General features: G+C 49.3%; 18 protein-coding genes. 12 read left to right on the forward strand and 6 right to left on the reverse strand.

Going from position 1 to position 20140, the window contains the following annotated elements:
• Window positions 1-84 precede the first annotated feature (84 nt).
• From IT527_RS04245 to metW, 4 genes are all read left to right on the forward strand, one after another.
• Entirely contained in the window at window positions 85-354 is a 270-nt protein-coding gene (locus IT527_RS04245) for an HPr family phosphocarrier protein (RefSeq protein ID WP_292967002.1), read from the forward strand.
• Complete coding sequence (ptsP, locus tag IT527_RS04250) at window positions 351-2078, forward strand: phosphoenolpyruvate--protein phosphotransferase (protein WP_292967004.1); 1728 nt, start codon at window positions 351-353, stop codon at window positions 2076-2078. Before IT527_RS04245 ends, ptsP begins: the two co-directional genes overlap by 4 nt.
• Window positions 2079-2153: 75 nt before the next feature.
• Window positions 2154-3287 (forward strand): homoserine O-acetyltransferase, encoded by a 1134-nt coding sequence (locus IT527_RS04255; protein ID WP_292967007.1) that lies wholly within the window; start codon window positions 2154-2156, stop codon window positions 3285-3287.
• Between the two features lie 29 nt (window positions 3288-3316).
• Complete coding sequence (gene metW / locus IT527_RS04260; RefSeq protein ID WP_292967009.1) at window positions 3317-3937, forward strand: methionine biosynthesis protein MetW; 621 nt, start codon at window positions 3317-3319, stop codon at window positions 3935-3937.
• Window positions 3938-3988: 51 nt separating this feature from the next.
• On the opposite strand, the gene IT527_RS04265 is transcribed toward metW, so the two are convergent.
• From IT527_RS04265 to IT527_RS04275, 3 genes are all read right to left on the reverse strand, one after another.
• Window positions 3989-5278, reverse strand: a complete 1290-nt coding sequence (locus IT527_RS04265; protein ID WP_292967011.1) for an amidohydrolase family protein — start codon at window positions 5276-5278, stop codon at window positions 3989-3991.
• Between the two features lie 30 nt (window positions 5279-5308).
• A complete protein-coding gene (locus tag IT527_RS04270) occupies window positions 5309-5569 on the reverse strand; it encodes a hypothetical protein (RefSeq protein ID WP_292967014.1) in 261 nt (86 codons plus the stop codon).
• A gap of 744 nt (window positions 5570-6313) precedes the next feature.
• On the reverse strand, window positions 6314-7702 hold the full coding sequence (locus IT527_RS04275) for an MFS transporter (protein ID WP_292967017.1): 1389 nt from the start codon (window positions 7700-7702) through the stop codon (window positions 6314-6316).
• Window positions 7703-7997: 295 nt separating this feature from the next.
• On the opposite strand from IT527_RS04275, the gene IT527_RS04280 reads away from it, so the two are divergent.
• Window positions 7998-8432, forward strand: a complete 435-nt coding sequence (locus IT527_RS04280) for an Hsp20/alpha crystallin family protein (RefSeq protein WP_292967019.1) — start codon at window positions 7998-8000, stop codon at window positions 8430-8432.
• Window positions 8433-8796: 364 nt separating this feature from the next.
• Window positions 8797-8985, forward strand: a complete 189-nt coding sequence (trbK, locus tag IT527_RS04285) for an entry exclusion lipoprotein TrbK (protein ID WP_292967021.1) — start codon at window positions 8797-8799, stop codon at window positions 8983-8985.
• A 202-nt stretch (window positions 8986-9187) separates the two neighbouring features.
• On the opposite strand, the gene gatB is transcribed toward trbK, so the two are convergent.
• From gatB to gatC, 3 genes are all read right to left on the reverse strand, one after another.
• Window positions 9188-10624 carry an Asp-tRNA(Asn)/Glu-tRNA(Gln) amidotransferase subunit GatB gene (gatB, locus tag IT527_RS04290; RefSeq protein ID WP_292967023.1) on the reverse strand — a complete coding sequence of 479 codons (1437 nt, stop codon included), beginning with the start codon at window positions 10622-10624 and terminating at the stop codon, window positions 9188-9190.
• 60 nt (window positions 10625-10684) lie between these two features.
• Window positions 10685-12145: an Asp-tRNA(Asn)/Glu-tRNA(Gln) amidotransferase subunit GatA gene (gatA, locus tag IT527_RS04295; protein WP_292967026.1), complete on the reverse strand. Its 1461-nt coding sequence runs from the start codon at window positions 12143-12145 to the stop codon at window positions 10685-10687.
• An 86-nt stretch (window positions 12146-12231) separates the two neighbouring features.
• On the reverse strand, window positions 12232-12519 hold the full coding sequence (gene gatC, locus IT527_RS04300; protein WP_292967029.1) for an Asp-tRNA(Asn)/Glu-tRNA(Gln) amidotransferase subunit GatC: 288 nt from the start codon (window positions 12517-12519) through the stop codon (window positions 12232-12234).
• 160 nt (window positions 12520-12679) lie between these two features.
• On the opposite strand from gatC, the gene IT527_RS04305 reads away from it, so the two are divergent.
• The 6 genes from IT527_RS04305 (at window position 12680) to IT527_RS04330 (ending at window position 19565) form a co-directional block, all read left to right on the forward strand.
• Window positions 12680-13741, forward strand: coding sequence for a rod shape-determining protein (locus IT527_RS04305; protein WP_292967032.1), 1062 nt, complete (start codon window positions 12680-12682; stop codon window positions 13739-13741).
• 398 nt (window positions 13742-14139) lie between these two features.
• Entirely contained in the window at window positions 14140-15042 is a 903-nt protein-coding gene (mreC, locus tag IT527_RS04310) for a rod shape-determining protein MreC (RefSeq protein WP_292967035.1), read from the forward strand.
• Window positions 14999-15550 (forward strand): rod shape-determining protein MreD, encoded by a 552-nt coding sequence (mreD, locus tag IT527_RS04315; protein ID WP_292967038.1) that lies wholly within the window; start codon window positions 14999-15001, stop codon window positions 15548-15550. The genes mreC and mreD overlap by 44 nt, the downstream gene beginning before the upstream one ends.
• Window positions 15547-17424, forward strand: coding sequence for a penicillin-binding protein 2 (mrdA, locus tag IT527_RS04320; RefSeq protein ID WP_292967040.1), 1878 nt, complete (start codon window positions 15547-15549; stop codon window positions 17422-17424). Before mreD ends, mrdA begins: the two co-directional genes overlap by 4 nt.
• A 109-nt stretch (window positions 17425-17533) precedes the next feature.
• Complete coding sequence (rodA, locus tag IT527_RS04325) at window positions 17534-18643, forward strand: rod shape-determining protein RodA (RefSeq protein ID WP_292967042.1); 1110 nt, start codon at window positions 17534-17536, stop codon at window positions 18641-18643.
• 4 nt (window positions 18644-18647) lie between these two features.
• A complete protein-coding gene (locus IT527_RS04330) occupies window positions 18648-19565 on the forward strand; it encodes a septal ring lytic transglycosylase RlpA family protein (RefSeq protein WP_292967045.1) in 918 nt (305 codons plus the stop codon).
• Window positions 19566-20140: the final 575 nt, after the last annotated feature.

The following is a 20140-nucleotide window of genomic DNA, read 5'->3' on the forward strand; positions in this document are numbered from 1 at the left end:
GAAAGATCATTTCGTGTTATTGCGCCTTATCCGGCACTCGGAGAAAGGCACACTCCTGTCCGTCCAACTGAGGTTTTTAGGATAATGCAAACTGAATCACTGACCATCCGTAACAAGCTGGGCCTGCATGCGCGTGCCTCAGCCAAATTGACAAAACTGGCGGGTGAATTTGAGAGTGAGGTCTGGCTGACACGCAGCGGCCGCCGGGTAAATGCAAAAAGTATTATGGGTGTCATGACGCTTGCTGCCAGTAAAGGCACGGTTGTTGATCTGGAGGTTTCCGGTCCCGATGAAGTTCAGGCTATGGAGGCACTGAAAGCACTGATCAATGATTATTTCGGGGAAGGGGAATGAGTTTCATCCTTTATGGCGTCGGTGTCTCTGATGGTATTGCGATAGGGCACGCTCACCTGGCCTCATCAGCAGTGCTGAATGTTCCTCATTACCTGCTGCCGAAAAACCGGATTGAAGCCGAACAGGCGCGGTTGCGCAATGCGCTTTCCATTGTGCGGCGAGAGCTGGAGGCACTGAAAATAGCGGATGGACAGGGTTCCGGCTTGGCTGAGTTTCTGGTTTTTCTGGAACTGCATCAAATGATTCTGGATGACCCCATGCTCTCCCAGGCGGCACTGGAAATGATTGAGCAGGCGCAATGCAACGCAGAATGGGCGATTACGCAGCAGATGGAGGTGCTGATTTCCCGTTTTGAAGAGATAGAGGATGCCTATCTGCGCGAACGTAAGACTGATGTTGCTCAAGTGGTTGAACGGGTATTGAAAGTGCTGCTCGGACACCCTGGCTACACACCGCCACCATTGAAGCACGATGGCTCCAGTATTCTGGTGGCACACGACCTCAGCCCGGCTGACGTCATGCAATACAAGCAGCATCAGTTCTCCGCTTTTCTGACCGACATGGGCGGGCCAACGTCACATACCGCCATCGTTGCGCGCAGCCTCAACATTCCTTCGATCGTGGCGATGCAACACGCCCAGCAGCTGATCTACGAAAATGACAACCTGATCGTGGACGGTAACCACGGCATCGTTATTGTCAATCCGGATAAATATATTCTCGCTGAGTACCGCCTGAAGCAAAGCCAGCTTGAACTGGAAAAACGCAAACTCTGGCGTATTCGTTCGGTAAAAGCGATCACACTCGATGGTGCAGCGGTAGAGTTACTGGCCAATATCGAGCTGCCGCAGGAGGTTGAACAGGCGAGAGAATACGGTGCCATGGGAATCGGCCTGTTTCGCAGTGAGTTTCTGTTTCTCAACCGGGATGACCTGCCAGGGGAGGAAGAGCAGTTTGAGGCCTATTCCACTGTTGTAAATGGTATGCGCGGACAGCCGGTCGTGATCCGTACATTTGATCTGGGTGCAGATAAGAATCTGCGCAGTGCTTATCGTACGACACTCAACCCGGCCCTTGGGTTACGTGCAATTCGCATGAGTCTGGCTGAACCCGGCATGTTTATGGTGCAGCTGCGCGCTATTTTACGTGCTTCCGTACCGGGCAAAACCCGGATCCTGATTCCGATGCTGTCCAGCAGCAGAGAGGTCGATCAGACACTGCAGATGATCGAGTTTGCCAAACAAAGTCTGCGTGATGAAAACCGGTCTTTCGATGAACACATCAAGGTAGGATGTATGGTGGAGATTCCGGCTGCTGCGCTCAGTCTTGAATTGTTCATGCGCAGGCTGGATTTTTTGTCCATTGGTACCAATGACCTTATTCAGTACACTCTGGCAATTGACCGTACGGATGAGGCCGTTGCTCATTTGTTTGATCCGCTGCATCCGGCTATCCTTCGCCTGCTGGCGCAAATTATCCAGAGCGCCGGGAAAGCCGGTGTCCCGGTTTCTGTCTGCGGAGAAATGGCGGGGGATTCAAAATACACACGTTTGCTGCTCGGGATGGGGTTGCGACAGTTTTCCATGTATCCGACACAACTGCTAACCGTGAAGCGCGAGATTCTCGGTAGTCATTTGCCGGATATTACCCGTCTGACACAAAAAATCCTCAAGGCGGATGAGCCGGAAAAAATTCAGGAACTGGTGCAAAAGCTCAACAGCTGATTCGCTTTTCCCTCAATCCGACAGGATTGGATACAATGGGCACTCACTTCACACCTCGACATTTACCATTCCCAAATGGCTACGCAAGATTTTGACTCAATCGGCATAGTTTCGGCACGACGCGCCCATTTTGATACTCCGCTCAGTTTGAGAAGCGGTGCTGTACTGGATAACTATGAGCTTGTCTATGAAACCTATGGTGAGCTGAATGCGGAGCGATCCAATGCCGTGCTGATCTGTCATGCCTTGTCCGGTAACCATCATGTGGCTGGCGTTTATGCAGACAACCCCAAGAATACAGGGTGGTGGAACAATATGATCGGCCCGGGCAAGCCGGTTGATACCCGTAAATTTTTTGTCATTGGTATCAATAATCTGGGTGGTTGCCACGGCTCCACCGGGCCTGTCAGTATCAATGACAGAACCGGAAAGCGCTATGGCCAGGATTTTCCGCTGGTAACGACGAGTGACTGGGCAAAAACCTATATCCGTTTTGCCGATCAGTTTGGTATCGACCGTTTTGCTGCGGTTATGGGCGGCAGCCTGGGCGGTATGTCAGCCATGCAACTGGCGCTGGATGCGCCGGAAAGAGTCCGCCATGCAATAGTGGTGGCCGCAGCCGCCAGATTGACCGCACAGAATATCGCTTTCAATGATGTCGCGCGGCAGGCGATTCTGACCGACCCTGATTTTCACGGAGGAGATTACTATTCCCATGGTACGTATCCGCGCAGAGGGCTGCGCCTTGCCCGCATGCTCGGTCACATCACGTATCTGTCGGATGATTCCATGGCCAGCAAATTTGGTCGCGAGCTGCGTAACGGTGCCCTTGCATTCAACTACGATGTGGAATTCCAGATTGAATCCTATCTGCACCACCAGGGTGACAAGTTTGCCGATCTGTTCGATGCCAATACTTATCTGCTGATGACGAAAGCACTGGATTATTTTGACCCGTCACTGGATTACGATGGCAATCTGAGTGCTGCTTTTGCCCGGGCGCAGGCGGATTTTCTGGTGCTTTCCTTTACTTCCGACTGGCGTTTTTCACCGGAGCGTTCGCGCGATATTGTTAAAGCGCTGCTCGATAACAAGCTGAATGTCAGTTATGCGGAAATCCCGTCCGCTTACGGACATGATTCCTTTCTCATGCAGGATGATTACTATCACCAGCTGGTGCGTGCCTACATGAACAATATCGCTATTTAGCTGATTACCTGTTAACGGATTATCTGAACATGATGACAACTGAAGCCGGCAGACCGGTACTGACGCTGCGTCCGGATTTTGCCACCTTTGCGGCCTGGATCAGGCCGGGTTCCAGTGTGCTTGATCTGGGTTGCGGTGACGGAATATTGTTGCGCTACCTTGAAGATAAACTGGATATACGAGGCTACGGTGTGGAAATTGATGCCGACAATATACTGGCCTGTATGAAAAACGGAGTTAATGTCATCCAGAATGACCTTGAGGCCGGTCTGTCCGGATTTGAGGATGAATCCTTCGATTACGTGATCCTTTCCCAGACATTGCAGGCGATGAGAAATACCGAATACATTATTCGGGAGATATTGCGTGTCGGCAAGGAAGGTATCGTCTCCTTTCCCAATTTTGGCTACTGGAAAAACCGTATACAGGTGGCTTGCGGGAATATGCCTGTTTCATCAAATCTGCCGTATCAGTGGTACGACACACCCAATGTACATCTTTGCACTTTGCACGATTTTGAGCAGCTTTGTCAGCAGCACCGGGTCAATATTCTGGAAAGGCGAGTAACGAACAACGATGGGAAAGTGTCTTTTTCCCCCAATCTTTTTGGCATCTTGGCATTTTACCGTATCAGCCATATCCCTGATTAATCTTCCCGCAGCAAAGGTAATGCGTGTAACGGATAACTTGTTCGAAACACGCTACTGCAGTGATCCAAAGTGATTAACGACAACCTGTCCGCCGGAAATGACCAGATCAGGATACTCCAGCCGCTTCAGCTGCTGCTCGGGGTTACCCCGGATTGCGATCAGATCGGCCGGTGCACCGGGCTGTATCGTCCCCAGCAGGGGAATACCGAGATACCGGCCAGCTTTCGCTGTTGCTGCTCCCAGGGCATCTGGCAACGTCATCTTCCCCAGGTGCATCAGATACATCAGCTCTTGCGCATCGATCCCCCAGGGAATATCGGGGTGGGCAATTTCCGTACCGTACAGTAGTTCACCGCCAAGTTCGGCCCAGGTTGTTGTGTTGTGCGCAATCCCGCCACATTTTGAGAGGGTATCGAGTGTACCGATAATCGTGACATTCTGTGCTCTGGCCTGTTTCAGCAACGGCTCAGGAATCGGGTTACAAGGCATATGCGCCCATTCATCGACCCCCGCATTCAATGCCACCTGCACACCTGATGGCTCCGCCACATGGGCTGATACCTTACGCTGATGCCGGTGTGCTTCATCGACAACAGCCTTGACAATAGATTCCGGCAACATGGGCCATGCCGACTGATCATGTGAAGCAGCATGGGCATGATGATGAGAGTCAGCTGGTGCAGTATGCGCTGCATCGTGGTGCGTATGATCATGGTGAGAAGACCAGGGGGCACCTGCTTCACTGCCGGGTTCGAGCGCAATCTTGATGATCACTGCACCCTCACCAACCAGGTGACGCACGGCTTCTCGCGCCTCAGCTTCGCTGGCAACGGGAATTGCCAGATCCAGGGCACCCATGGTAACGATCGGATATCCATGTGGTGCAGTAATGATCCGGCCGGAAGTGAGCACACGTAAACTGCCCTCTCCACCATAAGGTGGATGAACAGGCCCGCCCACATCCCGCAGGGTAGTCACCCCATGCTTCAACACGATGTCTGCCGGTACTTTCTGGAAGGCCAGATGGGCATGTAATTCGATAAACCCCGGCAACAGGGTTGCCTCACCCAGATCAATGTCAGCGGATGCCTCGCCCGTTTTGAATGAATGACGTGGCCCGATTCTCGCAATACGTCCGTCTTTCACCAGTACCGACAAACCACTGCGCATTTCATTTCCATCAAAAACTCGTGCAGCGTGCAGTAATAAAGATGCAGGTCCGGTTTCTCCAGTTTCCTGTGCATAAACCTGCGCAGAGAAAAATATTGCCATCGCCGCTGCGGCCTGGAAACAGCGAACGTGCTGCAGGTAATTAGAAAGAACATCAGCAAAGTTTTTCATTTTTCATCCTTGGTTGATAACAGGTATTTTTCAACAGTCATGCGGGCCAATAAGGCCAGCCAGCACTGCAAGCGCGGCCATCAGAAAAAAATTCCCCATACTGATTCGACCATTTCCTCCTGATTTTGCCGGGTGTGATAACAAACACCCCTGGAACAGGATGGCTGCGTAACCGGACTCCCGCCCGTCCTTTTGTCTGAATTCATGGCCATTGAAACCGGTTGCTGCATGAAAATCTCCCTTGTCTCCCCGGCGTGCAGCCAGCAGTGTTTCCGTATGGCACTGTGCCATACGGTGATGCTGTTTTTCCCGGTTGAAGCAAAGCAGTTGAATCAGGGAAGCAGAGTTATCAGCGGAAATCGTCAGGCAGCCTTACTGATAGCCGGTTGCGTCCGGAACCTTAGCCAGGGACTGGGATGGAGGGGTTCAGGTTCGAAAACAATACCATTTGCTAATATAAATGGAAGGGAAATGACCGGCATCAGCAGATGGCAGATTTTCCGGTATCTGAACGGCGGGTTGTTTCGGCTGATTAACATACTGGTGTATAACAGTAACCGGATAGATGTTACCGCAGGCAGAATCATTAACACATCGTTACCACACAGGCCGTTTGCCAGGCTACCCTGAAAACAGTTTGTGTTTTTAACTTGTATGCTTATTGCATAAAAATTATTCCCGGCAGTCAATATCTGCAAAATGTAAATTAAAAAAATGAAGTTGAACATGTGACAGATTGTCGCGCGGTAATTTGCCACATTGTTATGCTCTTTTCCTCTCCTTATGACGGATACCCTGCAGTAATTACAATCACTTTAACCGGAAATATGCAGCGACGGTTTCCGTAACCGACATCGCGGGTGTGGGTGCCTTTGGTGGAGCGAATTCGGCCTTGTTCTTCCTGGGAGATAGCCGCTCTTTCTTTGCCGGTCTGGAATACCGGATGTAAGCGCATAAGACGGGCCGAAGCAGCATACCGGCAGGAAGCCGATCAAATGACGGCTGGTGACACGACTATTTGTTCTGCCCCCGGTATCAGATTTCGCTTGATTTTTCTGCCGATCTCGAAAAATTGATTCGCCCCACCTTCCATACCAGCACCAGTACCGGTATACCCAGCAGGGCGGTGCCGGTAAAAAATGTGGCATAGCCGTAAGTATCAACAAACTCACCACTAAATCCGGCAATAAATTTTGGCAGCAGCAGCATGATGGAGCTGAAGAGTGCATATTGCGTGGCAGAATAGGCGGTGTGCGTCAGTCCTGAAAGATAGGCAACAAAAGCGGAGGAGGCGATACCGGCTGCAAGATTATCAGCGGAGATAGTGAAGATCAGCCCGCCGATATCATGTCCCCGGCCGGCCAGCCATACGAACAGCAGATTGGTTGCGGCTGATAATGCTGCTCCCAGAAACAAGGTACGGATAACACCGATTCTGGCAATCAGAACACCACCGGTGGCTGCTCCCAGAATGGTCATGATCACACCGTACACTTTGGAAATGGTGGCCACTTCGTCCTTGGTGTAGCCCATATCCACATAAAACGGGTTGCTCATGATGCCCATGACGACATCCGAAATCCGGTATACAGCGATCAGCATCAGGATCAGCAGTGCGTGATAGCCATAACGCCGGAAAAAATCCTGGAACGGCGCAACTGCTGCGTCATGCAGCCAGGTGGTTAATTGTGCGGATAATCTTTCAGAATGTGAGCCGGCCGGTTGTTTTGTGTCTCTAATAGCGGGCTGATCTGCCGGTACATCAGGTTCCCGTATCATTAACGTCGTTACAACACCAACCAGCATACAGCCAGCCATGCACCAATAGGCTATTTGCCAGGATGAGGCGCTGTATTCACCCGGCGAAGCATCAAACATTGCTGCAATCCACAGTACACCAGCCGAAGCCAGAATCATTGCCAGCCGGTAGCCTGCCTGATACGTGGCTGCCATTGCTCCCTGCAGTCGCAAGGCAACGGCTTCGATCCGGTAAGCATCCAGCGCGATATCCTGGGCAGCGGAAGCAAACGCCACGATCAGCGCAAAAACCACCATACGTGACAAATCCCCGGCCGGATCAGTATTGGCCATACCGATCAGCGCCCCCCCAATCAGAATCTGTGACAAAAACAGCCAGGCACGGCGACGCCCCAGCCAGCGGGTGAGTAACGGCAACGGCATCCGATCCACCAGCGGTGCCCAAGCCCACTTGAAACCATAGGCCAGACCCACCCAGCTCAAATGGCCGATGGTTGCCCGATCAATACCTGCTTCACGCAACCAGAACGACAATGTGCCGAGTACCAGCAGCATCGGCAGTCCGGCAGAAAAACCCAGCAGCAGCATGCCCAGCACCCTTGGGTGAGCATAGATACGCAGTACATGTAACCGGCTGGTTCTTATCCCAGGCTTAGCAGTTGGCATTCTGGTCCGTAATGATGCCGTTATTGGAGGCGATATTCATGGTTTAAGGTGGTTCGCTGCTGGTGTTTTTGAATGGATTCCTGGCTGTGCTGCGCCGGTATTATCCTCATAAAGCGGTATTACTTCCTTTTTTATTCCGGATTTTTACTGTTTTTATTCCCTTGAAAAAACAAACGGTGTACTTATATTGACACCGAAGCTGCAGGGAAACCGGCAGCAGAAAGTGTTCAGGTGTACTGTTTGTAATAGACAGGATACCTGTCTTGTAAATAGTAGCGATTGTATGGAGGTTGTTATGGCAATTACGCGATATGAACCATGGGGGTTACTGACACAACTGCAACGTGAACTGGAGCGGGCCCGTGATGATATGGCTGCTGGGGGTTCTTCGGCCATTGCTGAATGGGCTCCGGCAGTTGATATCAAGGAAGAAAGTGACAAATTTGTGCTGCATGCTGATTTACCCGGGGTAAAGCCCGAAGCAATCGATGTATCAACGGAAAATGGCGTGCTCACAATCAAGGGAGAAAAACAAACCGAAGCAAGAACTGAAAAAGAAGGCTACAAGCGGATAGAACGAACTCACGGTTCTTTCTATCGCCGTTTCAGCTTGCCGGATACTGCGGATCTGGGTGCGATTTCAGCTGTTACAAAAGATGGGGTGCTGGTTATTACGATTCCCAAGCGGGAAGCGGTACAACCCAAGAAAATCAGTATTACGGCACAGTGAAATAATTGCGGTAATGGACAGCAAATGGGGCTTTAGGCTCTGTTTGCTGTTATACCGATGTTAAAAGCCAGTTATTTATGAATTTCTCCAGGAATGAATTTTCAAAATAGCTCTTCCCTGTTACGTTACCACTTCGACAGATTTAAGGAACCTCTGCACAGGAGGGCAGGAAACAATCTCAAATTACAGGAAGTCGGGTAGAATGGTTGTGCCGATTAGTCACCAGCTGTGGCTGTCTGGTAGTTCCGGGTGAATGAAATTTTTATGCCTACCCGGAATTTCGAAGTTTGGGTAAGTTAACCCGACCGACAACAACTGTGGCGCGAGCGTCAGGTTTTAGCGGATTTTTATAGAGGAAACGTAAATGAACTTTAAATATTACATCATTTGTATTCTGGGCCTTAGTACCGCTTTAATCGGTTGCAGCGGACCTCCTGAAGTATCTTCGGAAAACTGTGCCGGAAGAGGAATGGAAAGAGCACTGGATTACTACAAAAATAATGAAGCACAGCGCCAGGCGTTTATTGATAAATGTAACGCTCTGCCTAAATAAGTACAGGCGATACTTTTTTCCGGAAGTTCAGGCTCGATTTGCTGCAAGGTTGTCTGTAAAATTAAATCGAGTCTGAATCGTTGATTCAGGTTAGTTATTTTGCAGCAGGGCGCATACACAACCGTTTTTTGGTGGTCGTCAACCGGTCTTTTCTTTTCCCCTGATCTATCTGGTGCCTGCCTGGCACGCTACGCTTTACAATTTATATCACCAGACGTTTTTTTAGTGCCGCATTAACCTGAGCAGGGTTGGCTTTGCCTTTTGACGTTTTCATTACCTGGCCAACCAGGGAGTTGAAAGCTTTTTCTTTACCGGCCCGATAATCGGCTACCTGTTGTGGATTGGCAGCAATTACATCATCTACCCATTTTTCAATTTCGGTGTTATCCGACACCTGTCTGAGATTTCTGGCATCGATGATTGTATCCGCGCTGTCACCCTTTCCTTGCCACATGCTATCAAACACGTCCTTGGCGATTTTTCCTGAAATGGTATTGTCAGTGATGCGCAGCAATAACCCGGCTAATTGTGCCGGGCTGACCGGGCACTGAGAAATCTCAAGTCCTTCCTTGTTCAGCCTTGCACTGACATCGCCCATAATCCAGTTGGCACAGAGTTTACTTTGCTCGGGGAGCAGCCTGACTGCCTGCTCAAAGTAATCAGCCAGCTCGCGCGTTGCGGTCAGTATATTGGCATCATAGGCCGATAAACCAAAATCCCGAATATAACGGTCGCGCCTGGCTTCCGGCAGCTCCGGCAACTTCTCACCGAGCTGATCGATCCATTCCCGGGGAATAATGACTGGTAACAGGTCAGGGTCTGGAAAATAGCGATAATCATGTGCATCTTCTTTGCTGCGCATGGTGCGGGTTTCATCCTGATCGGCATCATACAGGCGGGTTTCCTGGGTGATGTTACCGCCATTTTCCAGAATATCGATTTGTCTGGCCACTTCATAATCGATGGCTCGCTCAAGAAAGCGGAACGAATTGAGATTTTTGATTTCGCAACGGGTTCCGAGTGTTTCCGAATCTGATGGCCGTACGGAGACATTGGCATCACAGCGGAATGATCCTTCCTGCATATTGCCATCACATATACCGATCCAGCGTACCAGTGAATGTAACGCTCGCGCATAGGCTACGGCCTCGGTACTGCTGCGCATATCTGGCTCTGAGACAATTTCGAGCAGGCCCGTCCCGGCACGATTCAGGTCAATTCCCGTCATGCCATGAAATTCTTCATGTGTGGATTTTCCGGCATCTTCTTCGAGATGGGCACGAGTCAGTCGAATCGTTTTTTCCTGTTCCCCTGCCTGGATGGTAATACACCCGCCTTCTACGATCGGATGTTCCAGCTGGCTGATCTGATACCCCTTGGGTAAATCAGGGTAAAAATAGTTTTTTCGTGCAAAAATTGATGGGGAATTAATGGTGGCGTTGATTGCCAGGCCAAATCGGATTGCATGTTCGACAGCGCCACGGTTAAGTACCGGCAGAACGCCGGGAAGGGCGATATCCACAACGCAGGCCTGTGAATTTGGTCGGGCGCCATACGCTACCGATGCGCCGGAAAAAATTTTGGACCGGGTTGATAACTGTACGTGTATCTCAAGGCCGATTACAGTTTCCCATCGCATGATCTGCTAATCCTTTTTTAATCGCTTACTGTTAAACAAACAATGAGTGGATCGGGTGTTTTAGTTGCCGCTTTCCGGTGGGGTGAGCTTGTGCCAGTCTGTTACCTGCTGATAACGGTGGGCGACATTAAGCATATGCGCTTCCCTGAAGTAATTTCCAATGATATGCAGCCCCACTGGCCTGTTCTGATTGCCAAATCCAATCGGTATTGACATGCCCGGCAGCCCCGCCAGGCTGGCGGCACTGGTATAGATATCGGACAGATACATCTGGATGGGATCCCCGCATTTTTCACCAATGTTGAATGCTACGGTGGGCGAGGTAGGTCCCATAATCAGGTCACACTGCTCAAAAGCTTTGGTGAAATCTTCGGCAATCAGACGGCGTAATTTCTGTGCCTGCAGATAATAGGCATCGTAATAGCCGTGAGATAACACGTAAGTCCCAATAAGGATGCGACGCTTTACCTCTTCTCCAAAACCTTCAGCGCGTGTTTTTGCGTACAGTTCTTCCAGATTGTCGTATTGAGCGGCACGGTAACCATAACGTACGCCATCAAAGCGCGACAGATTGCTGGATGCCTCGGCCGGCGCGAGCACATAATAGACGGGGACGGCCAGTCTGCTGTTTGGCAGGGAGACTTCAACGAATGTTGCACCTAATTTTCGATATTCTGCCAGTGCGGCGTCAACGGCACTGGAGACGTCGCTGCTCATTCCTTCTGCAAAAAATTCCCTGGGTAAGCCGATGCGCAGTCCGCCTGCCGGTTTTTCCAGATCCCGTGTGTAGTCTTCTTTTTCCCGTTGCAAGCTGGTTGAATCCCGTTCATCAAATCCGACCATGGCGTTGAGTAATATGGACAGGTCTTCAGCTGACTTGGCCATGGGGCCACCCTGGTCAAGGCTGGAGGCAAATGCAATCATGCCATAACGGGAAACCAGCCCATAGGTAGGCTTGATTCCGCTAATTCCGCATAGAGCAGCGGGCTGACGGATGGAGCCCCCCGTGTCTGAACCGGTTGCCGCCGGGGCCAGTCTGGCTGCGACCGCACAGGCAGATCCCCCTGAGCTTCCTCCGGGAACGGCCCGTCTGTCCCAGGGGTTTTTTACCGGACCATAATGGGATGTTTCGTTGCTGGAGCCCATGGCAAATTCATCCATGTTGGTTTTGCCAAGATTTACCATCCCCGCCCGATCCAGGCGCGCCACTACAGTTGCATCATAGGGAGAAACAAAATTTGAAAGCATTTTTGACCCACAGGTAGTTAGCCATCCTGTAGCACAAAAAATATCTTTTTGTGCTACAGGAATTCCTGTAAGCGGAGTGGAACGTCCCGTGGCAATCATCTCATCAGCAAGCCTGGCCTGATTCAGACTTTTTTCCTCATCAGTCGTAATAAAGGCATTGAGATCAGGATTAAGTACCTTGATGCGGGTCAGAAATTCATGGGTGAGCTCTGTGCTGGATATTTTCTTTTCCGAGAGCAACAGGGAAAGCTGCCTGAGGCTGGCATTTAACATGGTCTGTCAGTGCAGTGGGATGAGTTAAAAAATAAATAAGTGGAGAAACGGGTCAAGATAGCGACTGGGGTTTCGCAGTCTGTATTTTATTCGATTACCTTGGGGACCAGGTAGTAGCCATCCTCAACCTGAGGAGCGATTGATTGAAACAGGGTGTGCTGATCAGACTCGGTAATCTCATCCTCGCGCAGCCTTTGCACCATATCCCGGGAGTGACTCATTGGCTGGATTCCACGGGTGTCAACGGCTTGCATCTGTTCAATTAAATTAAAAATTCCTGACAGCTGAGCCAGATTCTGTTGTGCTTCCATTTCATTGATTTCAATGCGGGCGAGTTTTGCAACACGTTTGATATCGCTTAGTGATAATGTCATATTAGTAGCTTTCTGTTTATACCAAGGCTGCGAGTAGAGTATCATGCACACCTGTTAAACGCATATTTTTATACATCTGCGGCGTCTGTCTGATAAACGGAACCATAAATCTCTGCTTTGCGTACAAACTATTTGGTCTGCCATACTGGATAACTTCATTATGTTTAACTTCCTGAGCAATAATTTCCCGGGTAACTATTTTTCGACAGATATGGCGGTTGATTTGGGCACAGCCAATACGCTGATCTACGTCCGCGGTCATGGCATTGTGCTGAATGAACCCTCGGTAGTTGCTATACGCCATGAAGGCGGGCCGGGCGGTAAACGTATGATTCAGCAGGTTGGGCTGGCCGCAAAACAGATGCTGGGGCGAACTCCGGGAAACATTACGGCAATCCGGCCAATGAAGGATGGCGTTATTGCCGACTTCACCATAACCGAGCAAATGCTCAAGCAGTTCATTCGGAAAGCGCACCCCCCTCGTTTATTTTCTGCGAACCCACGTATCGTTATTTCGGTCCCCTGTGGTTCAACCCAGGTAGAGCGACGTGCTATCCGGGAAGCTGCGTATGGAGCAGGTGCACGCAAGGTTGAGCTGATTGAAGAACCTATGGCCGCTGCGCTTGGCGCCGATTTGCCTGTTGAAACACCCACCGGCTGCATGGTGGTGGATATTGGCGGGGGTACAACCGAGGTTGCAGTGATTTCACTTGGAGGAGTTGTTTATTCCAATTCAGTACGGGTTGGTGGTGACAGGTTTGATGAGGCAATCATCAATTATATCCGCCGTAATTACGGCATCATGATTGGTGAAGTAACAGCAGAAATTATTAAATCAGAAATTGGGTCAGCTTATCCGGGATCAGAAGTCCGTGAAATAGAAGTGAAGGGGCGCAACCTGGCAGAAGGTATTCCACGCAGCTTCACGATTTCCAGTAATGAAGTCCTTGAAGCGCTGGCCGAATCATTGAATAGCATTGTCAGCGCAGTTAAAACAGCTTTGGAGCAAACGCCGCCCGAACTCGGATCCGATATTGCAGAAATGGGTATGGTCATGACAGGTGGCGGTGCCTTGCTGCATGGTATTGATCGCCTCCTGATGGAGGAAACGGGGTTGTCAGTGGTTATTGCAGATGACCCGCTTACCTGTGTTGTGCGAGGGGCTGGAATAGCACTGGATAACATGGATCATTCAGTCGGAGTTTTTGCCAGAGATTATTGAGCAGTTCATCAAAATAGTATGCTGTGATAGCGGACATGCTTTTTCTCAAGCCATAAAAGCGCTCGTATATTGCATCAGGTTTCAGATTTTGCAGACAGTTGCGATCATTGTGTAACTGCCAGAACCTGTAGTTGTATTGTATTGTATAAAGGATTTTTTGTCGCTATTGCTGGTCTGGCTGATTTGACAGAGTAGCGGTTTCGGTACATCAGTCTGACTTTTCAGGTTACCCTTTGCTCTGCGGTTGTCTTGCCGCATCGTGTGCTTGTGCCGGGAGCTTTGGTATACTCCAGTGACATATGCCGTTTATCTGAATTTCCTGATCATCGACAATTTTGTCTCAGGCCATCAGGCACAGGGTTATCTACTCGGGATGTGGAAATACTGAGAGAGGCTACATGCAAACTTCCCCGCAGTTCTTCAAGACAGGCCCGAGTCCGCTGGCACGGCTGTTTTTTTTCGTGTTACTGTCCATTTCCATCATGGTGGCGGATTCCCGGTCAGACTTCATTTCAGAAGTGCGGCGAATAATCGGAACGGTTATTTTTCCATTGCAGAAACTGGCGTATCTGCCTTTTTCACTGCAGGAGAGACTGGATCAGTATATTGCCGATTTTAAACTCGTGGAAGAAATTAACCACCTCAGGCGTGAGTATCTGAACAGCCGGCGTGATTTTTTCCGGCTGCAGGCTTTGACCAGTGAGAATGAGCACTTGCGTGCACTGCTTGGGGCTGCCAGGCAAACGGAAATGCAAACCGTTCTGGCTGAAATACTTTATACCCCGCGAGATCCGTTCAGTCGCAAGATAACCCTGGATAAGGGCAGTTCCAGGGGAATCAGGCCAGGGCAGGTTGTGATTGATGACCTCGGCGTGATCGGTCAGGTGACACAGGTTTTTCCCTGGACGTCAGAAGTGACACTGATTACCGACAAAAATTATATGGTCCCCGTGCAGATTGATCGTAACAGCTTAAAAACAGTGGTTTCCGGTGCCGGTAAAAACAGTGAACTGGAGCTGCGTTTTTTATCAATCAACACAGATATTCAGGAGGGTGATCTATTGACCACTTCCGGGATTGGTGGTGTTTACCCGGCTGGACTGCCTGTAGGGCGGGTAACTCATATTGAGTATGATCGCTCGCATAAATTTGCGCGTATTATATGCATCCCCGTAGCGGGAGTAGATCGTCATAGACAAGTGCTTATCCTGATTGATTCTGCATCTGCTCCAAAAACTTCAGACAACCCCGAGTCCTATGCGCCACAGAGAAACCGGCAAACCAAGAACCACGGGATATGAGTATGTTACCCAGGAATTTCTGCTACCTGCAAAAAAATCCCTGATTTATCTGAGTCTGCTGGCAGCTGTTTTAATTAACCTGATGCCGTTTGATAAGGTGATGCTGGCGCTGCGACCGGATTTTTTAGCGCTGATGCTGCTTTACTGGAACATCCATCAGCCGCAGCAAATGGGGTTGGGTGTTGCTTTCTTATGCGGGCTGGTAATGGATGTGATTGATACCAGTATTATGGGACAGCATGCAATTGCTTACTGCCTCATTACTTTTTTTGCGCTGGTTTTGCATCGGCGCTTACGGCTGTTTAATGCTTTTCGACAAATTCCTGCTGTCTTGTGGGTGCTTTTGCTTGGGCAGGCAGTATTATTTTTGACCGGAATTCTGGCGGGGACTTATATTCCGGAGTGGTATCTTCTGCTTGCCAGTGTGACTGGAGCGCTATGCTGGCCTTTGCTCGTATTTTTGCTGGGGAGTTTTCGGAAGCAACGAATTGAGCCTGATGAAATATGAATGAAATTGTTGAGTTGCGTGATCATACACAGGAAATTCGATCTTTTCGTATCAGGCTGGCTATTTGTGCAGTTGTCGTTGTGGTTTTGTTTGTTTTATTGTTCAGCCGCTTTTTTTATTTGCAGGTATTGCAAAGCGAGCACTATACGACGCTTGCAGAAGCAAATCGTATTGCTATCCAGCCGTTGACGCCTAACCGCGGGCTCATATTCGATCGTAACGGAGAAATCCTGGCGCAAAACTACACGGCATACACGCTGGAAATTATTCCTGATCAGGTTAAAAACCTTGGATCGGCTATTGATGAACTGGCAACAGTGATTGAAATTACTCCGGAGGATCGTCAGCGTTTTAATAAATTAAAACGGGAAAGTACGCGATTTAAAAGTTTGCCTATACGTTCCCGCTTAACAGAGATTGAGGTAGCTCGTTTTGCAGAGAATCAGTATCGTTTTCCCGGGATGGATATTAAGGCTTACCCACTCAGGCATTATCCGAAAGGAGAGTTGATTTCTCATGTGATTGGCTACATTGGTCGGATCAATGACAGAGATCTGGAACAGCTGGAAGCGGATAAACGGCTGAAAAATTACCGTGGCTCTACACATATCGGGCGTATTGGTGTTGAAAAAAGCTATGAGGGTGCTTTGCATGGGCAGACGGGTTTTGAGCAGGTTGAAACTGATGCAGTTGGCCGTTCTGTACGAACTTTGTCCCGTGTGGCTCCTGTGGCCGGGAACGATCTTACGCTTTCTCTCGATATTGGATTGCAGCAGGCGGCGGTACAGGCTTTCGGAGATTATCGCGGCGCCCTGGTTGCGCTGGATCCAACCAGTGGCGAAATCCTTGCGTTTGTCAGTAAGCCGGGTTTTGACCCCAATCTGTTTGTAGATGGCATTGATCATGCTAACTGGCGCTTGCTTAATGAGTCCATTGATCGCCCGTTGAATAATCGCGCATTGCGTGGGGTGTACCCCCCGGGCTCCACTTTTAAGCCATTTATGGCGCTGGCCGGGCTGGAGCTGGGGAAGCGCTCTATTCGTTATTCATTCAGTGACCCGGGGTTTTTTAGTTTGCCCGGCAGTTCGCACCGTTTTCGTGATTGGAAACCGGGAGGGCATGGCTGGGTGGATCTGCATAAATCTCTGGTTATTTCATGTGATACCTACTATTACATGCTTGCGCATGATCTGGGGATAACCAATATTCATAATTTTATTGGACAGTTTGGTTTTGGTAAGGAGACCGGTATTGATATTCCCGGAGAAGCTACCGGGTTACTACCATCACCGGAGTGGAAGAAAAAGCGGTTCAAACAGAACTGGCTGCCAGGCGACACCATTTCGGTGGGCATTGGCCAGGGGTTTAATCTGGCTACACCACTGCAGCTGACTTTTGCCATGATGCTGCTGGCAAATGACGGCAAGGCCTATAGACCGCATTTCGTTAAGCAGCAGGTGGATCATTACAAGGGGCTTGTCGAGGATAGTTCTGCAGAAGAAATGTATCGGCTTAATGTGAAGCAGGAATATCTGGATTATGTTAAGCGTGCGTTGGCTGATGTTACTCGTCCTGGTGGCACGGCTTCACGTGCAGGTGCTAACGCTGCTTATACTTTTGCTGGCAAGACCGGTACATCTCAGGTGGTTAATATCAAACAGGGCGAACGTTATAATGCCAGTAGAATCAATGAACGACACCGGGATCATGCTCTGTTTACGGCTTTTGCGCCCGTAGAGAATCCCAGGATCGTTCTGACGGTTCTGGTTGAAAACAGCGGATCAGGAGGTTCGACCGCAGCACCGATAGCTCGTAAGGTGCTGGATTATTTTTTTCTTGGGAAAATGCCGGAGTCTGCTGAAAAAGCAGGGTAGGGTATAAGCTGTTTCCGGAAAGATCTGATTGGCGATATAAAAAGGTTGCTGCTTTATGGCTGTTGTAAATTTCGGAAAGCCGCTGTGAATTTTAGGATCCCGGCATAATATGAGCTCCCCGGATATTAGAAAAATATGGCATTACCTCGTTCGCTATATTGATAATTTCTTGCTTGCCGGGATTTTTCTGCTTATGTTGACCGGCCTGATAGTGCTTTACAGTGCTGCCGGCGGGAGCCATGCCAGAGTAATCAGTCAGCTGATCAATATGGTGATTGCATGTGTGGTGATGTGGACGGTGGCCAACATCCCGCCTCAGCAGATTATGCGGTTAGCCTTGCCGGTTTACGTGCTGGGTATTATTTTGCTGGTTGCTGTGGCGTTATTTGGTGAGATCCAGAATGGCGCACGCCGCTGGCTGAACCTCGGATTTGTGCATGTTCAACCTTCCGAGTTACTCAAGATTGCGGTGCCGCTCATGATGGCGTGGTATTTTGATAAAGCACATATTACATTGCGCTGGCGTGATTATGTCGTTGCAGCGCTGATTTTACTGCTTCCGGTTTTGTTAATTATACGTCAACCTGATTTAGGGACTGCTCTGCTTATCCTGATCAGCGGTTTTTATGTAATTTTCCTGGCGGGATTGCCATGGCGGATTCTGGCTGGTTTGGTTGTGGCAGCAGCAGTGAGTATGCCATTGCTCTGGAATTTTGGCATGCATGACTATCAGCGCAAGCGAATTATGACCATGCTGGATCCGTCACAAGATGCTTTGGGAGCTGGTTATCATACGATACAATCCAGCATCGCTATCGGGTCAGGGGGAATTTCAGGCAAGGGGTGGTTGAAAGGTACTCAATCTCAGCTTGATTTTCTGCCGGAGCCCAGTACAGATTTTATTTTCTCGGTATTTTCAGAAGAATTCGGGCTGATAGGTAACAGTTTGTTGTTGTCACTTTATCTGATAGTAATCGGGCGCTGCCTGGTAATCACGACAAAGGCTCCAACACGATTTGCAAGGCTGGTCGCTGGGTCGATCAGTTTGACCCTTTTCACTTATGTATTTGTCAACATGGGCATGGTAAGTGGTATTTTGCCTGTTGTTGGCATACCACTTCCACTCATCAGTTATGGCGGCACTTCCATGGTTACCATATTGCTGGGATTTGGAATTCTGATGAGTATTCATACCCATCCCAAACTTGTTAAAACATAACAATATGAAAATAAACTTTAATTATGGTTTTTCAGCTGCGAGCAGGGATTCGTTGTTTTTCCTTTTAGCTGTCGTAACGATATTCATCGTTTCTGCCTGCAGCAATACTCCGCGACTGGGTCAATCATCAACACATTCACATGCCAGAGCAGGGGGAGGGTACTATCTGGATGATGGCCCGGAGCAAAATCCTCCTTCAAATCTGGATTCTGTTCCTGATGCAATTCCCCGTATAGAGCCGCTGAAAACCGCGGCAATGCGTCCCTATATAGCACTGGGAAAAACCTATACGCCTATGACAGCCCTAAGACCTTATAAGGCTCGCGGTCATGCTTCATGGTACGGTAAGCGGTATCACGGCAAACGTACTTCTTCAGGCGAAGTTTATGATATGTATACCATGACTGCAGCCCATCCAACCCTGCCCATACCAAGTTACGCGCGTGTTACAAATCTACAGAATGGGAATTCTGTTGTTGTGCGTATCAATGACCGGGGGCCTTTTCTGGGGAATCGTCTGATTGATCTGTCTTATGTGGCAGCGCATAAGCTTGGTGTTCTGGCAAACGGCAGTGCCCAGGTAGAGGTTGAAAGTATCATTCCGGATCGTTTCAGCAGCACTGGTAATGCTCTCACACAGGTGGAATCCAGGGCTGAACCGGGATCAGCTTCCGGTGAGGATAAGGGAGATTTTTATTTGCAGCTCGCGGCGTTTGGATCAGCATATAACGCACAGTCTTATCTGATGCGGCTGAAGTCGGCATTGCCTTCAATAACCCAGCAGGTTCGTATTAACCAAACAAGCGGGCTCCATAAAATCCTTATTGGCCCTTTCTCCGATCGCGAAGCAGCGGGCCGGACAGCAAGTATCATTACAGCTTCCGGTTCTCCGGAGCCGATATTGGTACAAAAAAATTACTAACTCTGTTGCCCAATTCAATTTTACATTATTGAAAATAGAGCAATATTGCAGTACGAGGGGGTTATTCGAAAATAAATAATCTGCCTGTTTTTGCAGGATCAGACGGCTTGGTGTGTATGTGTTTCTTCATTCGGTGTGGTTTTGCCAAGATCCCGTCCTGCGGCAGCCAAGCTGTTTTCTTATCGTACTGTTAGTAATCAGCGTGAAAACTGATTAGAAAATTGAGAGGAGCAATACCAAAATTGACCTCCGTGGGCGTGTCACCATTGGTTTTTGGATGGAGCGGCCCGGTCAGCATAGAAACACCGGTAACCTTCGTATCTTAATCTGCCCTGCAATCTATCAAGAAGTACCTCAATGCTCAGACTGGCCCGGCCTGCTGGCTGGCCGAGCGTTCTACTTTGCCTGAGAACCTGTATGTACAACCCGATTTATATCTTTGAGAAACATTAACCATGATTTCGGGATGGTTAATTATTATAAAGTTGTGTGTATAGGTTGCTGGGGGTAGTGAGGGGGTAGTGATTTTGGTAACCGATTGATTTTTTGGTATCTGGGGTCTGGTATGGTATTGA

Origin of the sequence: Nitrosomonas sp., assembly GCF_020852615.1 — a bacterium.
Taxonomy (GTDB): domain Bacteria; phylum Pseudomonadota; class Gammaproteobacteria; order Burkholderiales; family Nitrosomonadaceae; genus Nitrosomonas.